This is a genomic window from Methylosinus sp. LW4 (assembly GCF_000379125.1).
In the GTDB taxonomy this organism is placed as follows: domain Bacteria; phylum Pseudomonadota; class Alphaproteobacteria; order Rhizobiales; family Beijerinckiaceae; genus Methylosinus.
Map to the genome: position 1 here is coordinate 596,663 of NZ_KB900627.1, position 15,951 is coordinate 612,613.

General features: G+C 60.4%; 13 protein-coding genes and 4 pseudogenes. 8 read left to right on the forward strand and 9 right to left on the reverse strand.

The annotated features are described in order from the left end of the window. A partial coding sequence (locus METLW4_RS0122175) for an IS256 family transposase (RefSeq protein WP_018268431.1) occupies positions 1-797 on the reverse strand: 797 nt, incomplete at its 3' end. 490 nt (positions 798-1,287) lie between these two features. Between METLW4_RS0122175 and METLW4_RS0122180 the strand changes: the two genes are divergently transcribed. From METLW4_RS0122180 to METLW4_RS0122190, 3 genes are all read left to right on the forward strand, one after another. After that, positions 1,288-2,433, forward strand: a complete 1,146-nt coding sequence (locus tag METLW4_RS0122180; protein ID WP_198290246.1) for a patatin-like phospholipase family protein — start codon at positions 1,288-1,290, stop codon at positions 2,431-2,433. A 404-nt stretch (positions 2,434-2,837) separates the two neighbouring features. After that, positions 2,838-3,362: a hypothetical protein gene (locus tag METLW4_RS0122185; protein WP_198290247.1), complete on the forward strand. Its 525-nt coding sequence runs from the start codon at positions 2,838-2,840 to the stop codon at positions 3,360-3,362. Positions 3,363-3,465: 103 nt separating this feature from the next. Next, the gene (locus tag METLW4_RS0122190) at positions 3,466-4,821 is read left to right on the forward strand and encodes a TRAFs-binding domain-containing protein (RefSeq protein ID WP_157235592.1); all 1,356 of its coding nucleotides are present in this window, start codon (positions 3,466-3,468) and stop codon (positions 4,819-4,821) included. An 88-nt stretch (positions 4,822-4,909) separates the two neighbouring features. Here the strand turns inward: METLW4_RS0122190 and METLW4_RS27205 are convergent. Together METLW4_RS27205 and METLW4_RS27210 are read right to left on the reverse strand one after the other, a co-directional pair. Beyond that, positions 4,910-5,272, reverse strand: a pseudogene (locus tag METLW4_RS27205) (DDE-type integrase/transposase/recombinase); the annotation flags it as partial. Between the two features lie 38 nt (positions 5,273-5,310). Continuing rightward, positions 5,311-7,368, reverse strand: coding sequence for a toll/interleukin-1 receptor domain-containing protein (locus tag METLW4_RS27210; RefSeq protein ID WP_083919365.1), 2,058 nt, complete (start codon positions 7,366-7,368; stop codon positions 5,311-5,313). A 200-nt stretch (positions 7,369-7,568) separates the two neighbouring features. Here METLW4_RS27210 and METLW4_RS25835 point away from each other — a divergent pair, with 200 nt between their 5' ends. Beyond that, the gene (locus METLW4_RS25835; protein ID WP_018268438.1) at positions 7,569-7,784 is read left to right on the forward strand and encodes a transposase family protein; all 216 of its coding nucleotides are present in this window, start codon (positions 7,569-7,571) and stop codon (positions 7,782-7,784) included. A gap of 17 nt (positions 7,785-7,801) precedes the next feature. Here the strand turns inward: METLW4_RS25835 and METLW4_RS29020 are convergent. Then, a pseudogene (locus METLW4_RS29020) lies at positions 7,802-7,909 on the reverse strand (IS6 family transposase); the annotation flags it as partial. Between the two features lie 995 nt (positions 7,910-8,904). Here METLW4_RS29020 and METLW4_RS0122220 point away from each other — a divergent pair. Further along, complete coding sequence (locus tag METLW4_RS0122220; RefSeq protein WP_018268439.1) at positions 8,905-9,252, forward strand: type II toxin-antitoxin system RelE/ParE family toxin; 348 nt, start codon at positions 8,905-8,907, stop codon at positions 9,250-9,252. A gap of 4 nt (positions 9,253-9,256) precedes the next feature. Then, positions 9,257-9,604, forward strand: a complete 348-nt coding sequence (locus METLW4_RS0122225; RefSeq protein WP_018268440.1) for a helix-turn-helix domain-containing protein — start codon at positions 9,257-9,259, stop codon at positions 9,602-9,604. A 265-nt stretch (positions 9,605-9,869) separates the two neighbouring features. Here the strand turns inward: METLW4_RS0122225 and METLW4_RS0122230 are convergent, their stop codons facing one another. Both METLW4_RS0122230 and METLW4_RS0122245 read right to left on the reverse strand, forming a co-directional pair. After that, positions 9,870-10,553 carry an alpha/beta fold hydrolase gene (locus METLW4_RS0122230; protein WP_245258549.1) on the reverse strand — a complete coding sequence of 228 codons (684 nt, stop codon included), beginning with the start codon at positions 10,551-10,553 and terminating at the stop codon, positions 9,870-9,872. A gap of 626 nt (positions 10,554-11,179) precedes the next feature. After that, positions 11,180-11,968, reverse strand: a complete 789-nt coding sequence (locus tag METLW4_RS0122245; RefSeq protein WP_018268444.1) for an NAD(P)H-dependent oxidoreductase — start codon at positions 11,966-11,968, stop codon at positions 11,180-11,182. Positions 11,969-12,117: 149 nt separating this feature from the next. On the opposite strand from METLW4_RS0122245, the gene METLW4_RS0122250 reads away from it, so the two are divergent. Continuing rightward, complete coding sequence (locus METLW4_RS0122250) at positions 12,118-13,044, forward strand: LysR family transcriptional regulator (RefSeq protein WP_018268445.1); 927 nt, start codon at positions 12,118-12,120, stop codon at positions 13,042-13,044. A 41-nt stretch (positions 13,045-13,085) separates the two neighbouring features. On the opposite strand, the gene METLW4_RS28950 is transcribed toward METLW4_RS0122250, so the two are convergent. From METLW4_RS28950 to METLW4_RS0122265, 3 genes and pseudogenes are all read right to left on the reverse strand, one after another. Further along, positions 13,086-13,397: an LmrA/YxaF family transcription factor gene (locus METLW4_RS28950; RefSeq protein WP_371212340.1), complete on the reverse strand. Its 312-nt coding sequence runs from the start codon at positions 13,395-13,397 to the stop codon at positions 13,086-13,088. Continuing rightward, positions 13,345-13,951, reverse strand: a pseudogene (locus METLW4_RS25850) (reverse transcriptase domain-containing protein); the annotation flags it as partial. The gene METLW4_RS28950 and the pseudogene METLW4_RS25850, both read right to left, overlap by 53 nt. Then, a pseudogene (locus METLW4_RS0122265) lies at positions 13,906-14,340 on the reverse strand (helix-turn-helix domain-containing protein); the annotation flags it as partial. The pseudogenes METLW4_RS25850 and METLW4_RS0122265, both read right to left, overlap by 46 nt. A 231-nt stretch (positions 14,341-14,571) precedes the next feature. On the opposite strand from METLW4_RS0122265, the gene METLW4_RS25855 reads away from it, so the two are divergent. Next, a complete protein-coding gene (locus METLW4_RS25855) occupies positions 14,572-15,894 on the forward strand; it encodes an MFS transporter (RefSeq protein ID WP_018268449.1) in 1,323 nt (440 codons plus the stop codon). Positions 15,895-15,951 lie beyond the last annotated feature (57 nt).

The window sequence follows — 15,951 nt, forward strand, 5'->3', positions numbered from 1 at the left end:
ACCCGGCGGCCGCTCTTGCCGGCATGGGCGAGCGCGTTGCGCATGAAGTGCACCCGGCAACGCTGCCAGCCGGCGTGCATCACCTTGGCGACCGCGGCTTTTATTCCCTCGTGGGCGTCGGAGACGACGAGCTTGACGCCGCGCAGGCCGCGCCGCCGGAGCTTGCGCAGAAAATCGGTCCAGAAGGTTTCGGCTTCCGAAGGGCCGATGTCCATGCCGAGCACCTCGCGCCGTCCGTCGTTGTTGACGCCGATAGCGACGATCACGGCCACCGAGACGATGCGGCCGTTCTGGCGGACTTTGACGTAAGTCGCGTCGATCCAGACATAGGGCCAATCGCCTTCGATCGGGCGATCGAGAAAGGCTTTGACCTTTTCGTCGATCTCCTCGCAGAGCCGGCTGACCTGGCTCTTGGAGACGCCGGAGCCGCCCATGGCTTTGACGAGATCGTCGACGGAGCGGGTCGAGACGCCCTGCACATAGGCCTCCTGGATCACCGCCGTCAACGCCTTCTCGGCCACGCGGCGCGGCTCGAGGAAGCAGGGGAAATAGGTTCCCTTGCGGAGCTTGGGAATGCGCAGCTCCACCGTTCCAGCGCGCGTCTCCCAGTCGCGATCCCGATAGCCGTTGCGCTGGGCCACGCGATCGGGCGAGCGCTCGCCGAGCGTGGCGCCGGTCTTCGCGCCGACCTCCAGCTCCATCAGCCGCTCGGCGGCGAAGCCGATCATCTCGCGAAGGAAATCGGCGTCGGGGGACTTTCCCAGAAGCGCCCGCAGGCTCATCATCTCGTCGGTCATCGGTGGGTTCCTCGGTTGCGTTGAGATTCGCAAACCGACCCTAACCGGAGAATCGCCGGTGGCCGCCGCAAGCCGCTCGCTCGCTACCGCGCTGTGAAAAGCGCGCGTCGCGAGCGGTTTGCTCCCGAACTGCTACACCATCAGAGGGGACACGACCCCGATAGAAGCGCCGAGCAGAGTAGTCGCCGAGAAAATCACCTTGCAAAAGCGGGAGCATCCACACACGCCCCGCCGCGAGCTGTTCCGCAGACCTGAAAGCTGCGCTTTGCCAAATCGATCGCCAAGACCTGGACTTCCACCATAATGACATCCTTCGTCGCGCCCCCTTCCGGGCGCCCTCCGACATCATACGACGCCGGCCGAAGGGGGCATCCACCCCATCAGTTCAGATTATGTCCCGCTCTCGCCGTTTGCCCCAGAACCCATGCTGAAGCCGATGCCGCTATCATACTCGCTCAAATCGGATTAACTTACACGAGCTCACTCATTCATGGGTATGAAGTCGATGTCGTTGAAAGATCGTATTTTGTCTCCCGGACCCAAGAAGCTTCTCGCCATCGACGGCGGCGGCATTCGCGGTGTGCTGGCGCTCGAGATTCTGGCCAAGGTCGAATCCATCTTCGCAGCGGGGCGCAAAGACTATGTCCTGGCCAATGATTTTGACTACATTGCCGGAACCAGCACCGGCGGCATCATCGCCGCCGGGCTTTCAATTGGTATGCGCGTCAGCGAGATCATGGACTTCTACAATGTCGCCGGCCCTCGGATGTTCGAGAAGCAGTGGCTTTTGAAGCGTTTGAATGCAAATTACAGTAGCGAGCCGCTGGCTGAGAAATTGAAGGAGGTGTTCGGCGCCGGCACGCTTCTTGGCTCGGAAAAGCTGCGCACGCTGCTGCTCCTCGTCATGCGCAATGCGACAACGGATTCGCCTTGGCCGCTCTCGAATAATCCCTTCGCAAAATATAACGACCCTGAGCGCGACAACAGCAATCTCAAGATTCCGCTGTGGCAACTGGTCCGGGCCAGCACCGCCGCGCCAACCTATTTTCCTCCCGAGGCGATTGAGATCGGCGGGAAAATCCATCTTTTCGTCGACGGCGGCGTCACGGTCTACAATGATCCCGCCTTTCAAATGGTGTTGATGGCGACGCTCGATCGCTACTGGCCACGGGCACCGGAAGGACAGCGCGGCTGGGCGACAGGCGAGAACAACATGCTTGTCGTGTCCGTCGGTACGGGACTCGTGCCCATCGCCGACGAAAGTCTGTCGGCGGCAGGCATGCACCTTCTGTACAACGCGAGCCATGTTCCATCGGCTCTGATGAACGCCGCGCAGTTTGAGCAGGACCTGTTGTGCCGCGCCCTCGGAAAATGTCTTTGTGGCGATCCGCTCGATCGCGAATTGGACGATATGCACGGCGTCCAGGGGCTTGTTCCGCAAAAGCGCTTCACCTATGTGCGCTACAATGCCGAGCTGACGCGCGACGGGTTGGCCAGACTCGAGTGTGGCGACATCGATCCCGCGCCGATTTGTGATCTCGCCTCGGTGGCGGCCATTCCCCAGTTGCGTCGCGTCGGCGCCGCCGTCGCGGAGAAACAGGTGCAGGCAACGCATTTTGCTGGATTTCTGAACTAAGAGATCGCCGCGGAGCCTACCGCCGCTCGGCCGCGTTTCTCCCGGCGTTGCCCGTTCACCAGAATCGTGAGACGCAACGGAGCGTACAGTCTCCGCAGAGGCCCCCAGGCGACCACGAACGAAAGCGCTTCCTTCCCGAGGAGAGACCCTGCCGGCAAAAGTGAGCCCTGAGTGAAAGGACTGACTGGGCCTCAACCTATTCCGTGGACGATGCGCCAAGGCTAGAGGGTGGCCCGATGAGTCTGAGGCGGCGACGCTCTCAAAAGCTCTGCTCGGCCTCACCGCCGGATGGAAACTCTCTATCTAGACGGAGGAGCGGCCTGAGCCGCCGTGGAAAGGGTCGAGCCAACATGAGGGATACAAATCCTTCCCCTCCCAGAAAGGTAATCTTGTTCAGCGGCCACATGATCGACGCGCCCGGTCGCGAGAAGGCCCGCTTCCCCGCGGATAAGGAAGACATTGCGGCGCGCGCGATCGCAGCGGCTATGGACGAACTCGGCGTCAATTCGGCGGATCTGGCGATTTGTAGCGGAGCCTGCGGCGGAGATCTGCTTTTCGCCGAGGCCGCGTTGGCGCGAAAGGCGCGGCTGGAGCTCTATATTCCCTTCGAAGAAGCTACGTTTATCGAGAAATCGGTCGATTTTGCCGGGGACGACTGGCGAGTACGTTTTCTTGCCGCGAAATCACAGGCCGAGCTGCATACCGTGCCACTCGAGCACAAAATCAGAAATGACGCCGACCCGTACGAAGAAGTCAATTTATGGATGCTGGAGCGGGCGGAGCGGTTCGGCGCCGATAAGGTCGAATTCATTTGCCTTTGGAACGGCCAAGAAGGGGACGGTCCCGGCGGCACGCGCCATATGATGAACGAATTAAAGAAGAAAGGCGGGCAGACCCACTGGCTCGATACGACAAAGCTCTGGAGATAAATTCGCAGAGTTCATCCCGGAAGCCTGGATCCTCGAATAATTTGCCGCGAAACCGCATCAGCTTTACGGTCGTCACAGGATTATTGGCAAAAGGGGGAACGTTATGAATCCGCCGATATTGAAACCCATATGCTTCATGGTCATGCCGTTTGGCGAAAAGAACACGGGCGCGGAGCCGCCCGCTCCCGGCAAGATTGATTTCAACGCGCTTTGGGACGAGGTCTTTCGGCCGTTCATCGAGGATTTGGGCTACATCGCCGTCCGCGCCGACGAGGATATCGGCGGCTCGATCATAGCGGATATGTTGGAGCGGCTATATTTCTCCGATCTCGTGATCGCCGATCTCACGATTCCCAACGCGAACGTCTATTACGAAGTGGGCGTGCGCCACGCGCTCAAAAACAGCGGGTGCGTTCTGGTGAGCGCGGACTGGTCCCGCCAGCTGTTCGACCTCAATCAGATCCGTCAGGCGCGCTATCCTCTGCCGGACGGCAAGTTCACGGAAGAGGCCGTCAAACTGATCCACGCCGCGCTCGCCGCTGCGGTGAATCATCTCGCAAAGGGCGAAAACCCCGTCTATCAGACATTGCCGGGCCTGCCCTCGGCGGTGGACGAGAGCCGAGCGACCGTCATCCGGGAGCAACTCGACAGATTGTCGAAATTTCAGGCAAGCGTTCGGGCCGTTCGGGCCGCGCCGAGCGGCGAACGCGCCGTACAGGCGCGCGCGCTTGCAGCCGCGTTCCCGCCTCAAGGCGTGAAGCTCTCTGGAGTCGCTTTGGAGATCGTGCGGCTGCTGCGCGACTTCGCGGGCTGGAAGGAGACGGAGGACTATATTGAGGGGCTGCCGGCGGAAATGCGGGCGCTTCCCTATTTGCGCGAGCAATATTGTCTTGCACGCTCCGAGCAAGGCGATCGTATCGCGGCCGTCGGCGCGCTGGAAGAGTTGGTAAAGACCAGCGGCGACACCTCCGAACGTCAGGGGTTGTTGGGCGGTCGCTACAAACGTCTGTATCGGGATGCGAACTCAGAGGGTGATAAGCAGCGTTTCCTGGGAAAGGCGATCGAACATTACAATCGCGGCATGATGCTCAATCTCAATGACTATTTCCCCTCCTGCAATCTCCCGGTGCTTTATCGAGAGCGCGGCAGACGCGGCGATGACGCGCGCGCCAAGGCCGCTGCGACCCTCGCCCGCCTTGCCTGCGATCGCGCGATTGCCTTGGGCTGCGAGGACGAATGGACGCGACCAACGCTGCTCGTCGTCGCCTTTTTCGAAGGCAACCTCGACGAGGTTGACGAGCTTTGCGACAGGGTCATCGAGGACGGAGCCGCCAAATGGCAACTAGACACGGCGCTCAAGGATCTCGCGGCGACAATCGCTTCCACACCGGACGAAGACGTCAAGAAGGGATTGAGCGCGGTCTTAGATCGGCTCAAGGCGCTTTACAGCGAAGCGTAACTGTGAATGGGGGCGATCGAAGGGAAAGGGGGTTGCGGTGCAATTTTTGTCGATAGCTACGCGACGGGGTCCTTGCAGTTCGTTCGGATCAGGCCGCGAGCACCGCACTCCAGATTTCGAGCGCAGTTGTCCCCGCGGCTCTAAATCTGCTCAGCGCGAATTGATTCTTCCTGATGCGATGCATGAGTTCGACGCCGGCGAGCGTGATCGCCGCATGTCGGAATCGCTTGAACCCGAGCATCGGCCCCAAACGAAGCTTGATGGATCGGTGATCCTGTTCGATCAGATTGTTCAGGTATTTCGAAGATCGAATGCGAGTCCGTGCGCCGCCTCGATTCTGTGCGAGAAGTTCGCACGCCGCCCGATGTGACGCCTGATATCCCGGCGGCCGTCCGTGGCTCGCGAACGCGCGACGGAAAAACGCTTTGGCGGTGGCGACATCTCGCTTGGCGCTTCACGGCCGTTCGTGAAACTTGCACCACAGCCGGATCAACAACGCTGATTAAGCGGTCTATAGGGACCAAGGAGTTTATTCTTGACGAAAAATTCGTCTGCCATTTCTTTTCCTCCGAGGCAGGCGGCTTGCTCCGCCATGGCTGCCGCGCGTTGCCGTCTGTTTTCTGTTGAAAGATCAGCATCAAGATTTCCGATCAGGATATGTTTTGCATGCGCAATATACGAGCGCGGGTTTCCCCTTTGTTTTGCCTGTTCCAACAATTTTATCGCAGCGATCACGTCATCCCGATTTGTCGCTTGCCCATTTGATTCCAATAAACTTCCGGCAAGGTTTACCATCGCTACCGAATTTCCATTGTCGACGGCCTGCTTCCACCACTTTTTTGCCTCGTCTCGGCGTCGGTTCTCAAAGTAATTCTCGTCTGGAGCTTTGAGTTCGCGTCCGTATACCCCGTCGTAATATGCACCGAGCATGTTCATTGCATAAGCAGACCCGGATTTCTGCGCCGTCGACCAGTTTGCCAGCGCATCTTTCATCGCGACCAAGGCACCGCTCCGATCGCCGATATTCGCATATATTTCCGCTAACGCGGCGCTGGCTCGACCCAACTGAGCGAAAATCTGCCGGTGCCGCGTGCGCGAACCCGCGCCCTTGGCGGCGATCCCACAGACTCGGATGGCGTCCTGGATTTGCGTCGCCGTGAGCGCCGACATGTCGAGCGGTCCGTCGTGCGAACCGTTGTCGTCGTCGAAGCGATTTCCGGCCAGCCGTGTGCAATCGTTATAAGCGACCGCCTCGGTTCGCGGTTCCGTTTCCGTTGGTCGTTGGCTTTTTCGGGCGGGCACTTCCCGTAGCTCGCTTTCAACCGCATTCGGGGGAATCTTCGCCCGCACCGTATCGCGTTCCTTGATCGCGACTTCCAATGTTTCTTTCACTTTGTCACGTTCATGCTCGGCATTTTGCAATTTTGTGAGTAACTTCTCATTTTCGCGCCGTGCTATGTCGTCGACCGCCGCCTTCGTCACGTTCACCGCATTTTCAAATGATTGATATAAGTTATTTTTTTCTTTCTCGATTTTTTCTTTTTCTAGCTTCATCGCCGCAAGCTGTGTTTGGGCGTCGGACAGTTCTGATTTCATGTCGTTCGTGTTTATGTTGCAATCGGCATGAAAAAAAAATGAGCCAATGACAACCCCCGCAATACCTGTCATTCCGCCGGCGACGCCTAACCATCTCGATCGGACGGCGGACGCGTGGCGATCGGTGCGCAGCCGATCCAGCTCGACAAGAGCAGAATTGTAGTTTTTCTTCAAACTGTCGTTTTCGATTTCGAGGGCGTTCCGCTTCTCATCCATTTTGGATATTTCTGCGGCATAAAACGTTCCATCCAGAGACAATATCGATTTTGCAATACTTGGCCTATCGCCATAAGAGGACGCATTCAATTCATTTAGCCAGCTATTAAATAAATTAGCAACCTCATCGATCGCTTCCATTACCCTAGAAGTTGAGCGATTAAGAGCAGACTTGATTTCACTCTTTGTATTATTCAATTCTTTTTCGAACGTTAGCCGCTCGTTTGTTTTTACGTCTCCAACGATCGACATAACTTCGGGATCATCCGGATGCGATTGCACCCAAACAAGAAGGTCCTGATTACCTCCTAGCATTTTTGCAGTAAATAACTCTGAAATTCCCGGCCTTCCGATGCGTACAGAAATGGCAGAAAGAATTTTCTGCCACCCGTCATGCGGAATTGTACTGTCCCATCCGGACAAGTCTTCCGTCTGTTCATATTGAAATTGAATTGGGGGCTTACAAATTTCGAGGAAACAGGGGACAAGCTTGTCATGATCCAACGCATGACTCGCTTCCGCCTTGACCCATTTCGATTTTACGGCGGATGCACTCCAGCACACAAGAACAGCTCGCGACCTTCCGAGATGCTCTTCCAACTCCTCGTCCCAATGCGCGCCAACACCGATCCGGGCGTCGGACCAGACAGAAACTCCGAGTAGTCGCAGCGCATCGACAATTTTCCGAATGCTTTCAGCGTCTTCCCTCGCATAACTAACAAATACATCGTCCATTGCACTTCCTCGGGCGGAAACACAGAAGCATCACAAATCCGTCGTGTGGAATCAAGCGTAAAGCAACAACGCGGCAGGGCGATCGGGTGAAGATGTAGGTGACAAGACGCGTATGACCTGAATCTGTCGGAATCCTCTGATTCGATCTTTAGGGGATTGCGACGGACGCGAGCGGACGCGACTTCGAGGCTCTGGCCGAGATGACGGCTTTTCTAGCCTATTTCAAAGATCTGCCTGATCGTCGGCAGGCCGGGGAGGTCGTCTATCCGCTCGACGAAATATTGCTCTTGTGCCTGCTCGCCGTGCTGGCCGGGGCGGAGGCCTTCACCGATATCGCGCGTTTCGGCGAGAAGAAGCTCGACCTGTTGCGTCGCTTCCGCCGGCGATGTCCCGTAAACTCGATACAGGCGCGTTGACGCCACGCGGGCTGATTTCAAGCGGCCGTCGTCACGGGCTTCCACTCAGCCATCGCCCTGAGGCGATGCAGACGGACGGCAATGGCGGAACGCCTGGAAGGTCTAGATGGAACGAAGAGATTGCGCCCCCTTCTTCTGGGATCTCAGGGGCGCAAAATCAATAGCTTATATTGATGAGCCCACACCGATCGGCGTCCTGGCCCCGCGCCGATTTACAGCCCAGAAATCTGCGTAGATGGACAACCGCGCCGTCCTTGGGACCGAGTGGCCGATAGACCGTCTCGGCCAGCGGAGGCGCGCCCGTCCGTCCGTCGCGGGACACCCAGGACGCCGCCAGGCGTCCAGCCACTCCGGTTTGCCCGGCCGCAGCCGCCGGTTCGCAGCGCCACGCAACTCCGGGCGCAACCACGCCGTGGCGGCGAGCGCGACATCGCTGCCGGCCAGGCGAAAATTTCCGCCGCGTCGCGCTGCGGCGTCGACGGTGCCCGACTCCCGCGGAAAACATCGCGCCGGCGGCCCTGCCGATGACGGATAGACGCGGGAAATCATGTTGTTAGACGGCTGTTCCGCGTCGCCGCTTGGCACCCCGCGGGGTCCCGGCGGGCGGGCCGCGGTACCGGGGTTGATCGCGTAAGGAAAGTCGAATCGCGCATGTCGCAACGCAATCCATAACGGCGTTTTATCGTATCATTACGTATACAAACCGCCGCGCTTGTCGCCCCTATTCGACGTCCGATAATCTTAGCTTATCGGACATAGTGAGCGCCCCTTGGAAACCGCGCTTGTCATTCGCATTTCATGGCTGGACAGCCCCCGAAAGTCGAATTCAGGCGTCGGATCTGCGCGGTTCATTCGTGGACTGACACTGGCGAAGCCCGGATATTCGAGCATCGCCCTCTCCAAAACGGCGGGACGGACCCCGAGGTCGGCGGCCGCAATCGCCGCCGAAGCGGCGCGACAGGCTTTCGTTCGGGCCCGCCATCCCGGCGGCCACGGCGTCGTTTCGCACTGACCAGTAGACCGCCGCCCGGGTAGCGGCGTGGCCAGGCGGACCCATTTTTGAACCGCACGCCCCGCCGGCGCCTTGCATTCGGCTACCCCTTTGGGGTATTCATCGACTATGAATTCGCCCGCCCTCATCACCGTCGTTGAGACAGAAACCTATCTGGCGCGCGCGACGGAGATCATGAGCGAAGCCGAGAGAACGGCCGTCATCGATATGATCGCGGCCGACCCTCGAGCCGGTGATTTGATCCAAGGAACGGGCGGCATGCGGAAGGTCCGCGTTCCGCTGGGCGGAAAAGGAAAACGAGGCGGGGCCCGCCTCATCACATTTTTTCATGACGCCGACATGCCGTGCTTTCTGATCACGGTCTACGCCAAGGACGTGCAAGCAGACCTCGATCCCAGACAGCGCAAAGCGGCGACGGCGCTCACCGACGCGATCCGCGCCCAATTCCGGAGATAGGACGATGGACAGCAAAGATTTCGAAAGCATGATCTCGGGTCTCGAAGACGCTCTCGCCTACGCCAAAGGAAAGCCGAGCGCAGGAACCCGCGCGCACAAGCTGAAGATCGATCGGAGCTTCATCGCCGAGACGCGCCTCAAAGCGGGATTGACGCAGGAAGAATTTGCGAAGGTCACGGGCGCGTCGCTGGGAACCGTGCGTAAATGGGAGCGCGGCGAGCGCTCCCCTTCCGGCGCCGCGGGAATGTTGGTGAGAATTCTGGCGCGCGACCCGGCTCTGGTGATCCAGGAGGCCGGAATTGGCGAGAGAACGCCGCGCAAAGGACAGCGTCGCGCCAAAACAGCAGCGTGAAAGATGTCACGCTACTGAGCGCCACTGGCGCGAGGGCACGCTCCAGCGAACTCTTCGTCGAGTTCAGCCCTACCCGCGCCAAGGAACGATCGAGTGGCCCCACGATCCACACGGTCGGCCGAAACTGGGCCTCGCATTTGTCCGCCTCCGGCAGTCCGCTTGACGCAGAGGGGAGAAGGGGTCGTTTGCGGGAGGGGGCGGAATCCTACGCTAAGCCTGCATTGCACGTGAATGCCTTGGGATTAGTAGAAGGGCGAAGGGCAAATCAGAGCCGATCAGCCAGTTCATCGATCAATGTATGCAGGATGTCGTTCAGAGCGGCCGGCTTCTCAAATGGCACATAGTGCCCACATTGCGGGATGACGAACAGGTGCCCATCAGCTGCGGAGCGCGCCTGTTTGCCCATGATGAGCGGACCAGGTGCCACGTCATGGTCTCCTGAAATGCAGACGACCGGATATTTCAGGCGCGGCAGAAGATCATCCCTGGACGGCCTGGTATGAAATGCATCGACGCCCTTCGCGATCGCTTTCCAGTCCACATTCTTCGCCCACGACCTCGCTCGCATCCGCACGCCGGAAGGCGCAGAGGAGGAGATCAGCGGGTCCCAGTATCGATCCCATGCCGCCTCCACGCCGCTGTTGCGGAGTAACTCAATAGCCTCGGACCGCAGTGCTGGATCGCGGCGATGTCCTGCCTTGGCGCCTATCAGCACAAGGGCCGCGATGCGCTCGGGTGCAACAGCGGCCATCTCCAGGGCGCAGGAACCGCCGATGGAGTTGCCCACCACTATCAACCGATCACCACCGAGATCGCCGAGGATTTCCGAAGCCCATTGGGGCAAGGTTTCGCCGAAACCATACATCGTGGGAGTATGAGTGTGGCCCGGCAGGACGCCCCGCTGCTCTGTCCACATTGATCCGTCAAACGGCAGCGCATGCAAAAGCACGAGTTCCAACGGTCTCTCCTTCGGCAAGGTGATCCCGCCAGCTCCTGCCGGCTCAATCGGCTCACTACTATCACCTTGTCTCCAAGCCAAGGACACGTTTCCCATAATCCCTAAGTTCGCCCTTGGATCCGACGTAACGGTAGAGGAGAAGAGCGACGGCGACTAAGCCTTCGCCGGATCGGCCGGCGCCTCAGGTGCTCGCCACCGTCTCGAAGAGATACCGCGAGCGTTTCGCGCCGCTCTTCGAACGCGCGAGATGATCGCCTGCGCCGCCCCGCGAGTCTTCGGGGTGGCGCGCTTTCTTTCTGCGCAGAGTCCTAAAGTCGAGACGCCGATCGATGGCGGCGCAATCGCCTCGCTGGCGAAGATCCTCGTTGCTCATCGTTAGACAGCGCCTGCGGCGCCGCTCTGATCGCGCGAATGCGCCAGGGTCGGCGCGAAAAATTGCAGCGACGGGCTGATGGAAGCGTACAATAGCTATTGTAAATCAAGTCGATCAAACTTTTTGGAACCTCGGTGGCGCATCGTCGAAGACGATGGATCGAGGACACTAGGGCCTCGTCGGATCAATTCGCGCGCCGCCGAAAGCGCGGTACTCGGGCCCGGAAAAATAATTTCGCCGCCCGTCACATGGTCATGTCATCAGCGATATGCGCGGCCAAGCCGGCTTTTCCGGGCGCGACGTGATCGGACATCGTGTGACGATCGGGAAAGTCGCCGCCGTTTTGCGAGCGGAAGGGAATAGGGGCGTCGGTGAAGAGGCCGGCCAAGCGCTCGCGCCAGCCCACCTCGACGGCTCGGGCCCGTTCGGCGGTAGTGATATGCGCGGCGCCGTAGACTGCATGCGTCGGTAGGACGTCCATGCCCGGGTAGAACAATGCGCCATGGGTCAAGGGGAACAAGATCTGATCGATCGGCCCATTGACGCCGCGCGGACCATAGTCCTCCGCGGGGCCGCCCGTCATGACATTCACCAATGCGCGCTTGCCTTTCAATATGCCGTCGCCGAAGCGATAGTCATTGCCGCCGGTCTTGTAGCCATAAGCGAATCCGAACGCATAAACGCGCTCGATCCAGCCCTTGAGAATGGCGGGCGGGCTGTACCACCAGAGCGGAAACTGGAGAATCACCGCATCCGCCGCGAGCAGCTTGGCTTGCTCGGCGGCGACATCCGCACTCTGACGCCCGGAGGAATAGGCATGGCCAGACTCGAGGATGAAGGACAGCCGTTGCTGATCGACTCGGCTCGGAAAGTCGTCGGCGTCGAACACCGCCTTCCAGCGCATTCCATAGAGATCGGATTGCATGACCTCGCATCCTTCGCCCGTCAGCGTGGAGACCGTGACGTCGACAAGTCGGCGCGTGATCGAGGTCGGTTCCGGGTGAGCGAACACGACGAGAATTTTCTTGGCCATCCTAAGCGCTCCTGCTGGGGGCGGCTCGCCTACGCTCGCTCGGGATCTCGGAGCGGCTATCTGGCGTTGGGCGCCTTTCCGTCGCTTTGAACTTAGCGACCGAGCGAGCATGTTTGAAATCGATTGTATTACGTGTCAGCATAAATCACATGGATACCAGCCATCTCGACCTCAATCTGCTCGCCACCTTGGAAACGCTGCTCGCCGAGCGGAACGTCACCAAGGCGGCGGCGCGACTGCATCTCAGTCAACCGGCGGTGAGCGCGCAGCTCTCGCGGCTACGCGACATCTTCGACGACCCGCTGCTGCTTCCCGCCCGACGAGGAATGATTCCGACCGAAAGAGCCCTGCAATTGTCGGGGCCGTTGCGCGACGCGCTGGACCAATTACGGAATGCAGTCCAGTCACATCGGGATTTCGATCCGGCGTCGGCGGAGCTGACCGTCTCCATCGCCTGTTCCGACTATATTCAGGCGGCGGTGATCGCGCCGCTCGCGCAGGCGTCGAGACAACGGGCGCCTGGAGTCCGGATAGCGGTTCGGCATCTCGCGCCGGCGCTCATGGAGGCGCAATTGGCGAGCGGAGAAGCCGATCTCGCCATCGCGACCCCGGACGCGACGCTGTCGCATCTTCGGAGCCGTCATTTGTTCGACGAGACCTATGTGCTCGTCGGACGGCGGAATCACCCGTGCCTCGTGGAGGGTCTCACGATCGACGACTATGTCGCATTGGAGCATGTCGTCGTTTCGAGACACGGCGGCCATTTTCGAACGCCGATCGACGACGCGCTCGAGGCCCTTGGACGCAAGCGCAAAGTCGTGCTGTCCGCCGGTTCGTTCCTGTTCGTCCCGGAAATCGTCTCGGAGAGCGATCTCGTCGCGCTCGTGCCGCGTCGATTGGTGCCGCGGCGCGAGGAGCGGCTCACGATAATCGAGCTTCCGTGGCTCGGCGAGCGGTTCGACGTCGGCATGATCTGGCACGAGCGCAGCCATGGACATGCCGGCCATCGCTGGCTGAGAGATTTGATCGTCGAAATCGCCGGCGACAGGACCCGGATCCGACGGCCCGGCGCATAGGCCGTTCGACTGAGTCTGTTCGGCTCGGCGGCGCGCAGGCGTCAGCCCGTCCTCATGCGCCGTGCGATATTGTCGATCGCCATATCGATCGCGATTTTCAAAGGGACGCCCGATCGGATCCTCGTGGCCAGAAGCAGTCTACCTTGAACTGCGCAGAGCGTGGCAGTTGCCAATTCGCGCGGGTCGACGGCGGAGACGAGCGCGCCGCGCTTCCGCATCTTCACGAAGCCCTCCTCGATCGAGCCGCTCCACATCGAGAAGCCCGAGACAAGCCGCTTGCGAGCCGATTCGGAATCATTCCCGCCGTCGCCAGCGGTTGGCCCAAAGGTCCATGACGTAGTGCAGGTAGATATTGGCCAGGAGCGGTGAAATCACCGAGCCCTGACCCGTTCCCCTGTCGTCGACGGTCACGATCCCGTCTTCGAGGATACCCGCCTTCAACCATTTCCTGGATCACGCGGATGATGCGCTTGTCGCCGATACGGTGCTCCAGGAAGCGGATCAGCCAAGCTTGGTTGACGCTCCCAAAGAAGTTGCGGATGTCGGCGTCGAGAATCCAGTTCACCTTCCGCGTGCCGATCGCCACCGACAGGGCGTCCAACGCATCGTGTGGCCCTCGCCCGGAACGAAACCCATATGAGAAACCGACAAAGTCTCCTTCGTAGATTGCGTTGAGCACCATGACGGTCGCGCCCTGGACGATCTTGTCCTCCAGGGCGGCGATCGCCAGCGGCCGCCGCGTCCCGTCCGCTTTCGGTATATACGTCCGGCGAGAGGGTTGCGGTCGATATGCGCCTCGTTGGACCCGCGCGTGCAGATCGGTGAGCCGGGGCTCGAGATCGGCTTCGTAGTCCTTCCACGTCACGCCATCCACACCGGCAGCGGCCTTGCGTTTGAGCGCGTAGAAGCGAAGCCGGCCCGTTCGGCGATCGTCTCCACGTCGAGACGCGAGCCGATCAACAGTTCCCGCGCCAGCGCGACGCGCATGCGGTTCACATAATCGGTGACGCTCATGCCCGCATGCGCGTTGAACAAGCGGGAGAGGTTACGCGGACTCGTCGCCGATTCACGCGCCAGCGCCTCGACCGACCACTCGCGCGACGGCTCGGTCGCTATGGCGTCCTGCGCGCGGTGAATGACGGGATGGATGTGATTGCGGCCTTCGAGCCAGAGCGAGAGTTGCGGGTCATCGCCGCCGCGCCGCAGATAGACGATGAGATGGCGCGCCACGGCGAGCGCCGTCGCATGTCCGGCCATTTGCACGACGATGGGGAGCATGAGGTCGACGCCCGCCGTCTTCCGCTTGCCCTCCGCTCGGCGAACATAGTCCCAACCGACCCGCGAGAAAAATTCGCGACAGAGCCATCACGTGATTGTGAAACGCTGCGGCTCGAATTCGATTATTGACCCGCGCCGGCCTCGAGCGTCGTAATCGTGACTCGAACGCAGGCAACCGATGTTTCACGGCGCGCGGTCGATTGCCGTGTGATGGATGAGGACGCGCCTCTACGAAATCGAGAACAGAAAATGGATCGGACGGTCTCCATCGAGCAATCGATCGACAATGCCGCCATCGGCGGCCGCCAGCTGCTCGTCGTCGGGCTTTGCGGGCTGCTCGCCATGGTCGATGGATTCGATGCGCAGGCCATGGCCTACGCCGCTCCCGCCCTCGCATCCGAACTGCATATCCCGACCTCCGATTTCGGACTGGTCTTCGGCGCGAGCTCCTTCGGATCGCTGACGGGCGTCCTCGCGCAAGGGCCGCTCGGCGACAAATTCGGCCGCAAGACGGTCATGCTGGCGGCGTTCCTCCTCGTCGGCGCCGCGTCGCTGCTGAACGTCCAGGCGACGAAGCTCGACGAGCTGATCGCTCTGCGCTTCCTCGCGGGATTGGGGCTCGGCGGGGCTCTTCCAAATCTCTTCGTGATCACCGCCGAATATACACCCCGTCGGCGTCGATCGACTTTCGTCACGGCGATGTTCTGCGGCGTTCCTCTCGGCTCGATGCTGGGCGGCTTGATCGCTGCAAATATTCTGAAGTCACACGACTGGCGCCTGATATTTTATTTCGGCGGCGTCGCTCCCCTCCTCTTCGCCGCTCCAGCATGGTTCGTCGTGCCCGAGTCCGCGGCCTTTCTAGCGACTCGGCCAAACTCTCGCGAGCGTCTGCGCGACGCTCTCCGCCGCCTGAACATCGAACCGGCGCCGCAGCTCAATGCCGCCGCCACGCTCGCGGATGCGGGAGAGCGGACGACCGTCCTGCATCTCTTCGGACCAGCCTACATCCACGGCACGGCGTTGCTGGCAGTCATCGGCTTTCTCAGCCTGCTCGTGTCTATCTCGCTCACCAATTGGCTACCGCTCATTTTGAGCCGCGCCGGCCTCACTATCGGCATGTCCGTGATCGGCGGCGTTTTTCTGAGCGGCGGGGGAATGCTCGGGGCGCTTATTTTCGCCGCGCTCGGTGATCGCTTCGACATGTTTCGCGTGCTCGCGCCCGCCTATGTCGTCGCCGCTTTGTCGGTCGCGGCGATCGGCGCAGTCCCGGCCGACGAAATCTATGTGATGGCGGCGATTTTCTTCGCCGGATTCTTCTTCATCGGCTCACAAATGTGTCTGCCGACTCTCGTCACCGCCTATTACCCCAGCGCTCTGCGCGCCGCCGGAATCGGTTGGACAATGGGCGCCGGGAGGATCGGCGCAATCGTCGGCCCGGCGCTCACGGGCGTCCTAGTCGCGAAGCAGATCCCAACCAGCGAGCTCTTCTATATCGCAGCCGGCGTTGCATTTCTCACGGTCGCTGCGATCTTGCCACTCCCGTGGATGCGCGGCCGCGACGACCATCGATAGAGTCCGATGGCCGTCGCCCTTTTCGCCTCGCGACTTCCATTCTCGTGGACAAGACGT

Excerpts from the sequence above, each read along its gene's own strand:
- METLW4_RS0122180 (WP_198290246.1), top strand. The coding sequence starts at position 1,288 with ATGGGTATGAAGTCGATGTCGTTGAAAGATCGTATTTTGTCTCCCGGA.
- METLW4_RS0122185 (WP_198290247.1), top strand. The coding sequence starts at position 2,838 with ATGATCGACGCGCCCGGTCGCGAGAAGGCCCGCTTCCCCGCGGATAAG.
- METLW4_RS0122190 (WP_157235592.1), top strand. The coding sequence starts at position 3,466 with ATGAATCCGCCGATATTGAAACCCATATGCTTCATGGTCATGCCGTTT.
- METLW4_RS27210 (WP_083919365.1), bottom strand. The coding sequence starts at position 7,368 with ATGGACGATGTATTTGTTAGTTATGCGAGGGAAGACGCTGAAAGCATT.
- METLW4_RS25835 (WP_018268438.1), top strand. The coding sequence starts at position 7,569 with ATGACGGCTTTTCTAGCCTATTTCAAAGATCTGCCTGATCGTCGGCAG.
- METLW4_RS0122220 (WP_018268439.1), top strand. The coding sequence starts at position 8,905 with ATGAATTCGCCCGCCCTCATCACCGTCGTTGAGACAGAAACCTATCTG.
- METLW4_RS0122225 (WP_018268440.1), top strand. The coding sequence starts at position 9,257 with ATGGACAGCAAAGATTTCGAAAGCATGATCTCGGGTCTCGAAGACGCT.
- METLW4_RS0122245 (WP_018268444.1), bottom strand. The coding sequence starts at position 11,968 with ATGGCCAAGAAAATTCTCGTCGTGTTCGCTCACCCGGAACCGACCTCG.
- METLW4_RS0122250 (WP_018268445.1), top strand. The coding sequence starts at position 12,118 with ATGGATACCAGCCATCTCGACCTCAATCTGCTCGCCACCTTGGAAACG.
- METLW4_RS25855 (WP_018268449.1), top strand. The coding sequence starts at position 14,572 with ATGGATCGGACGGTCTCCATCGAGCAATCGATCGACAATGCCGCCATC.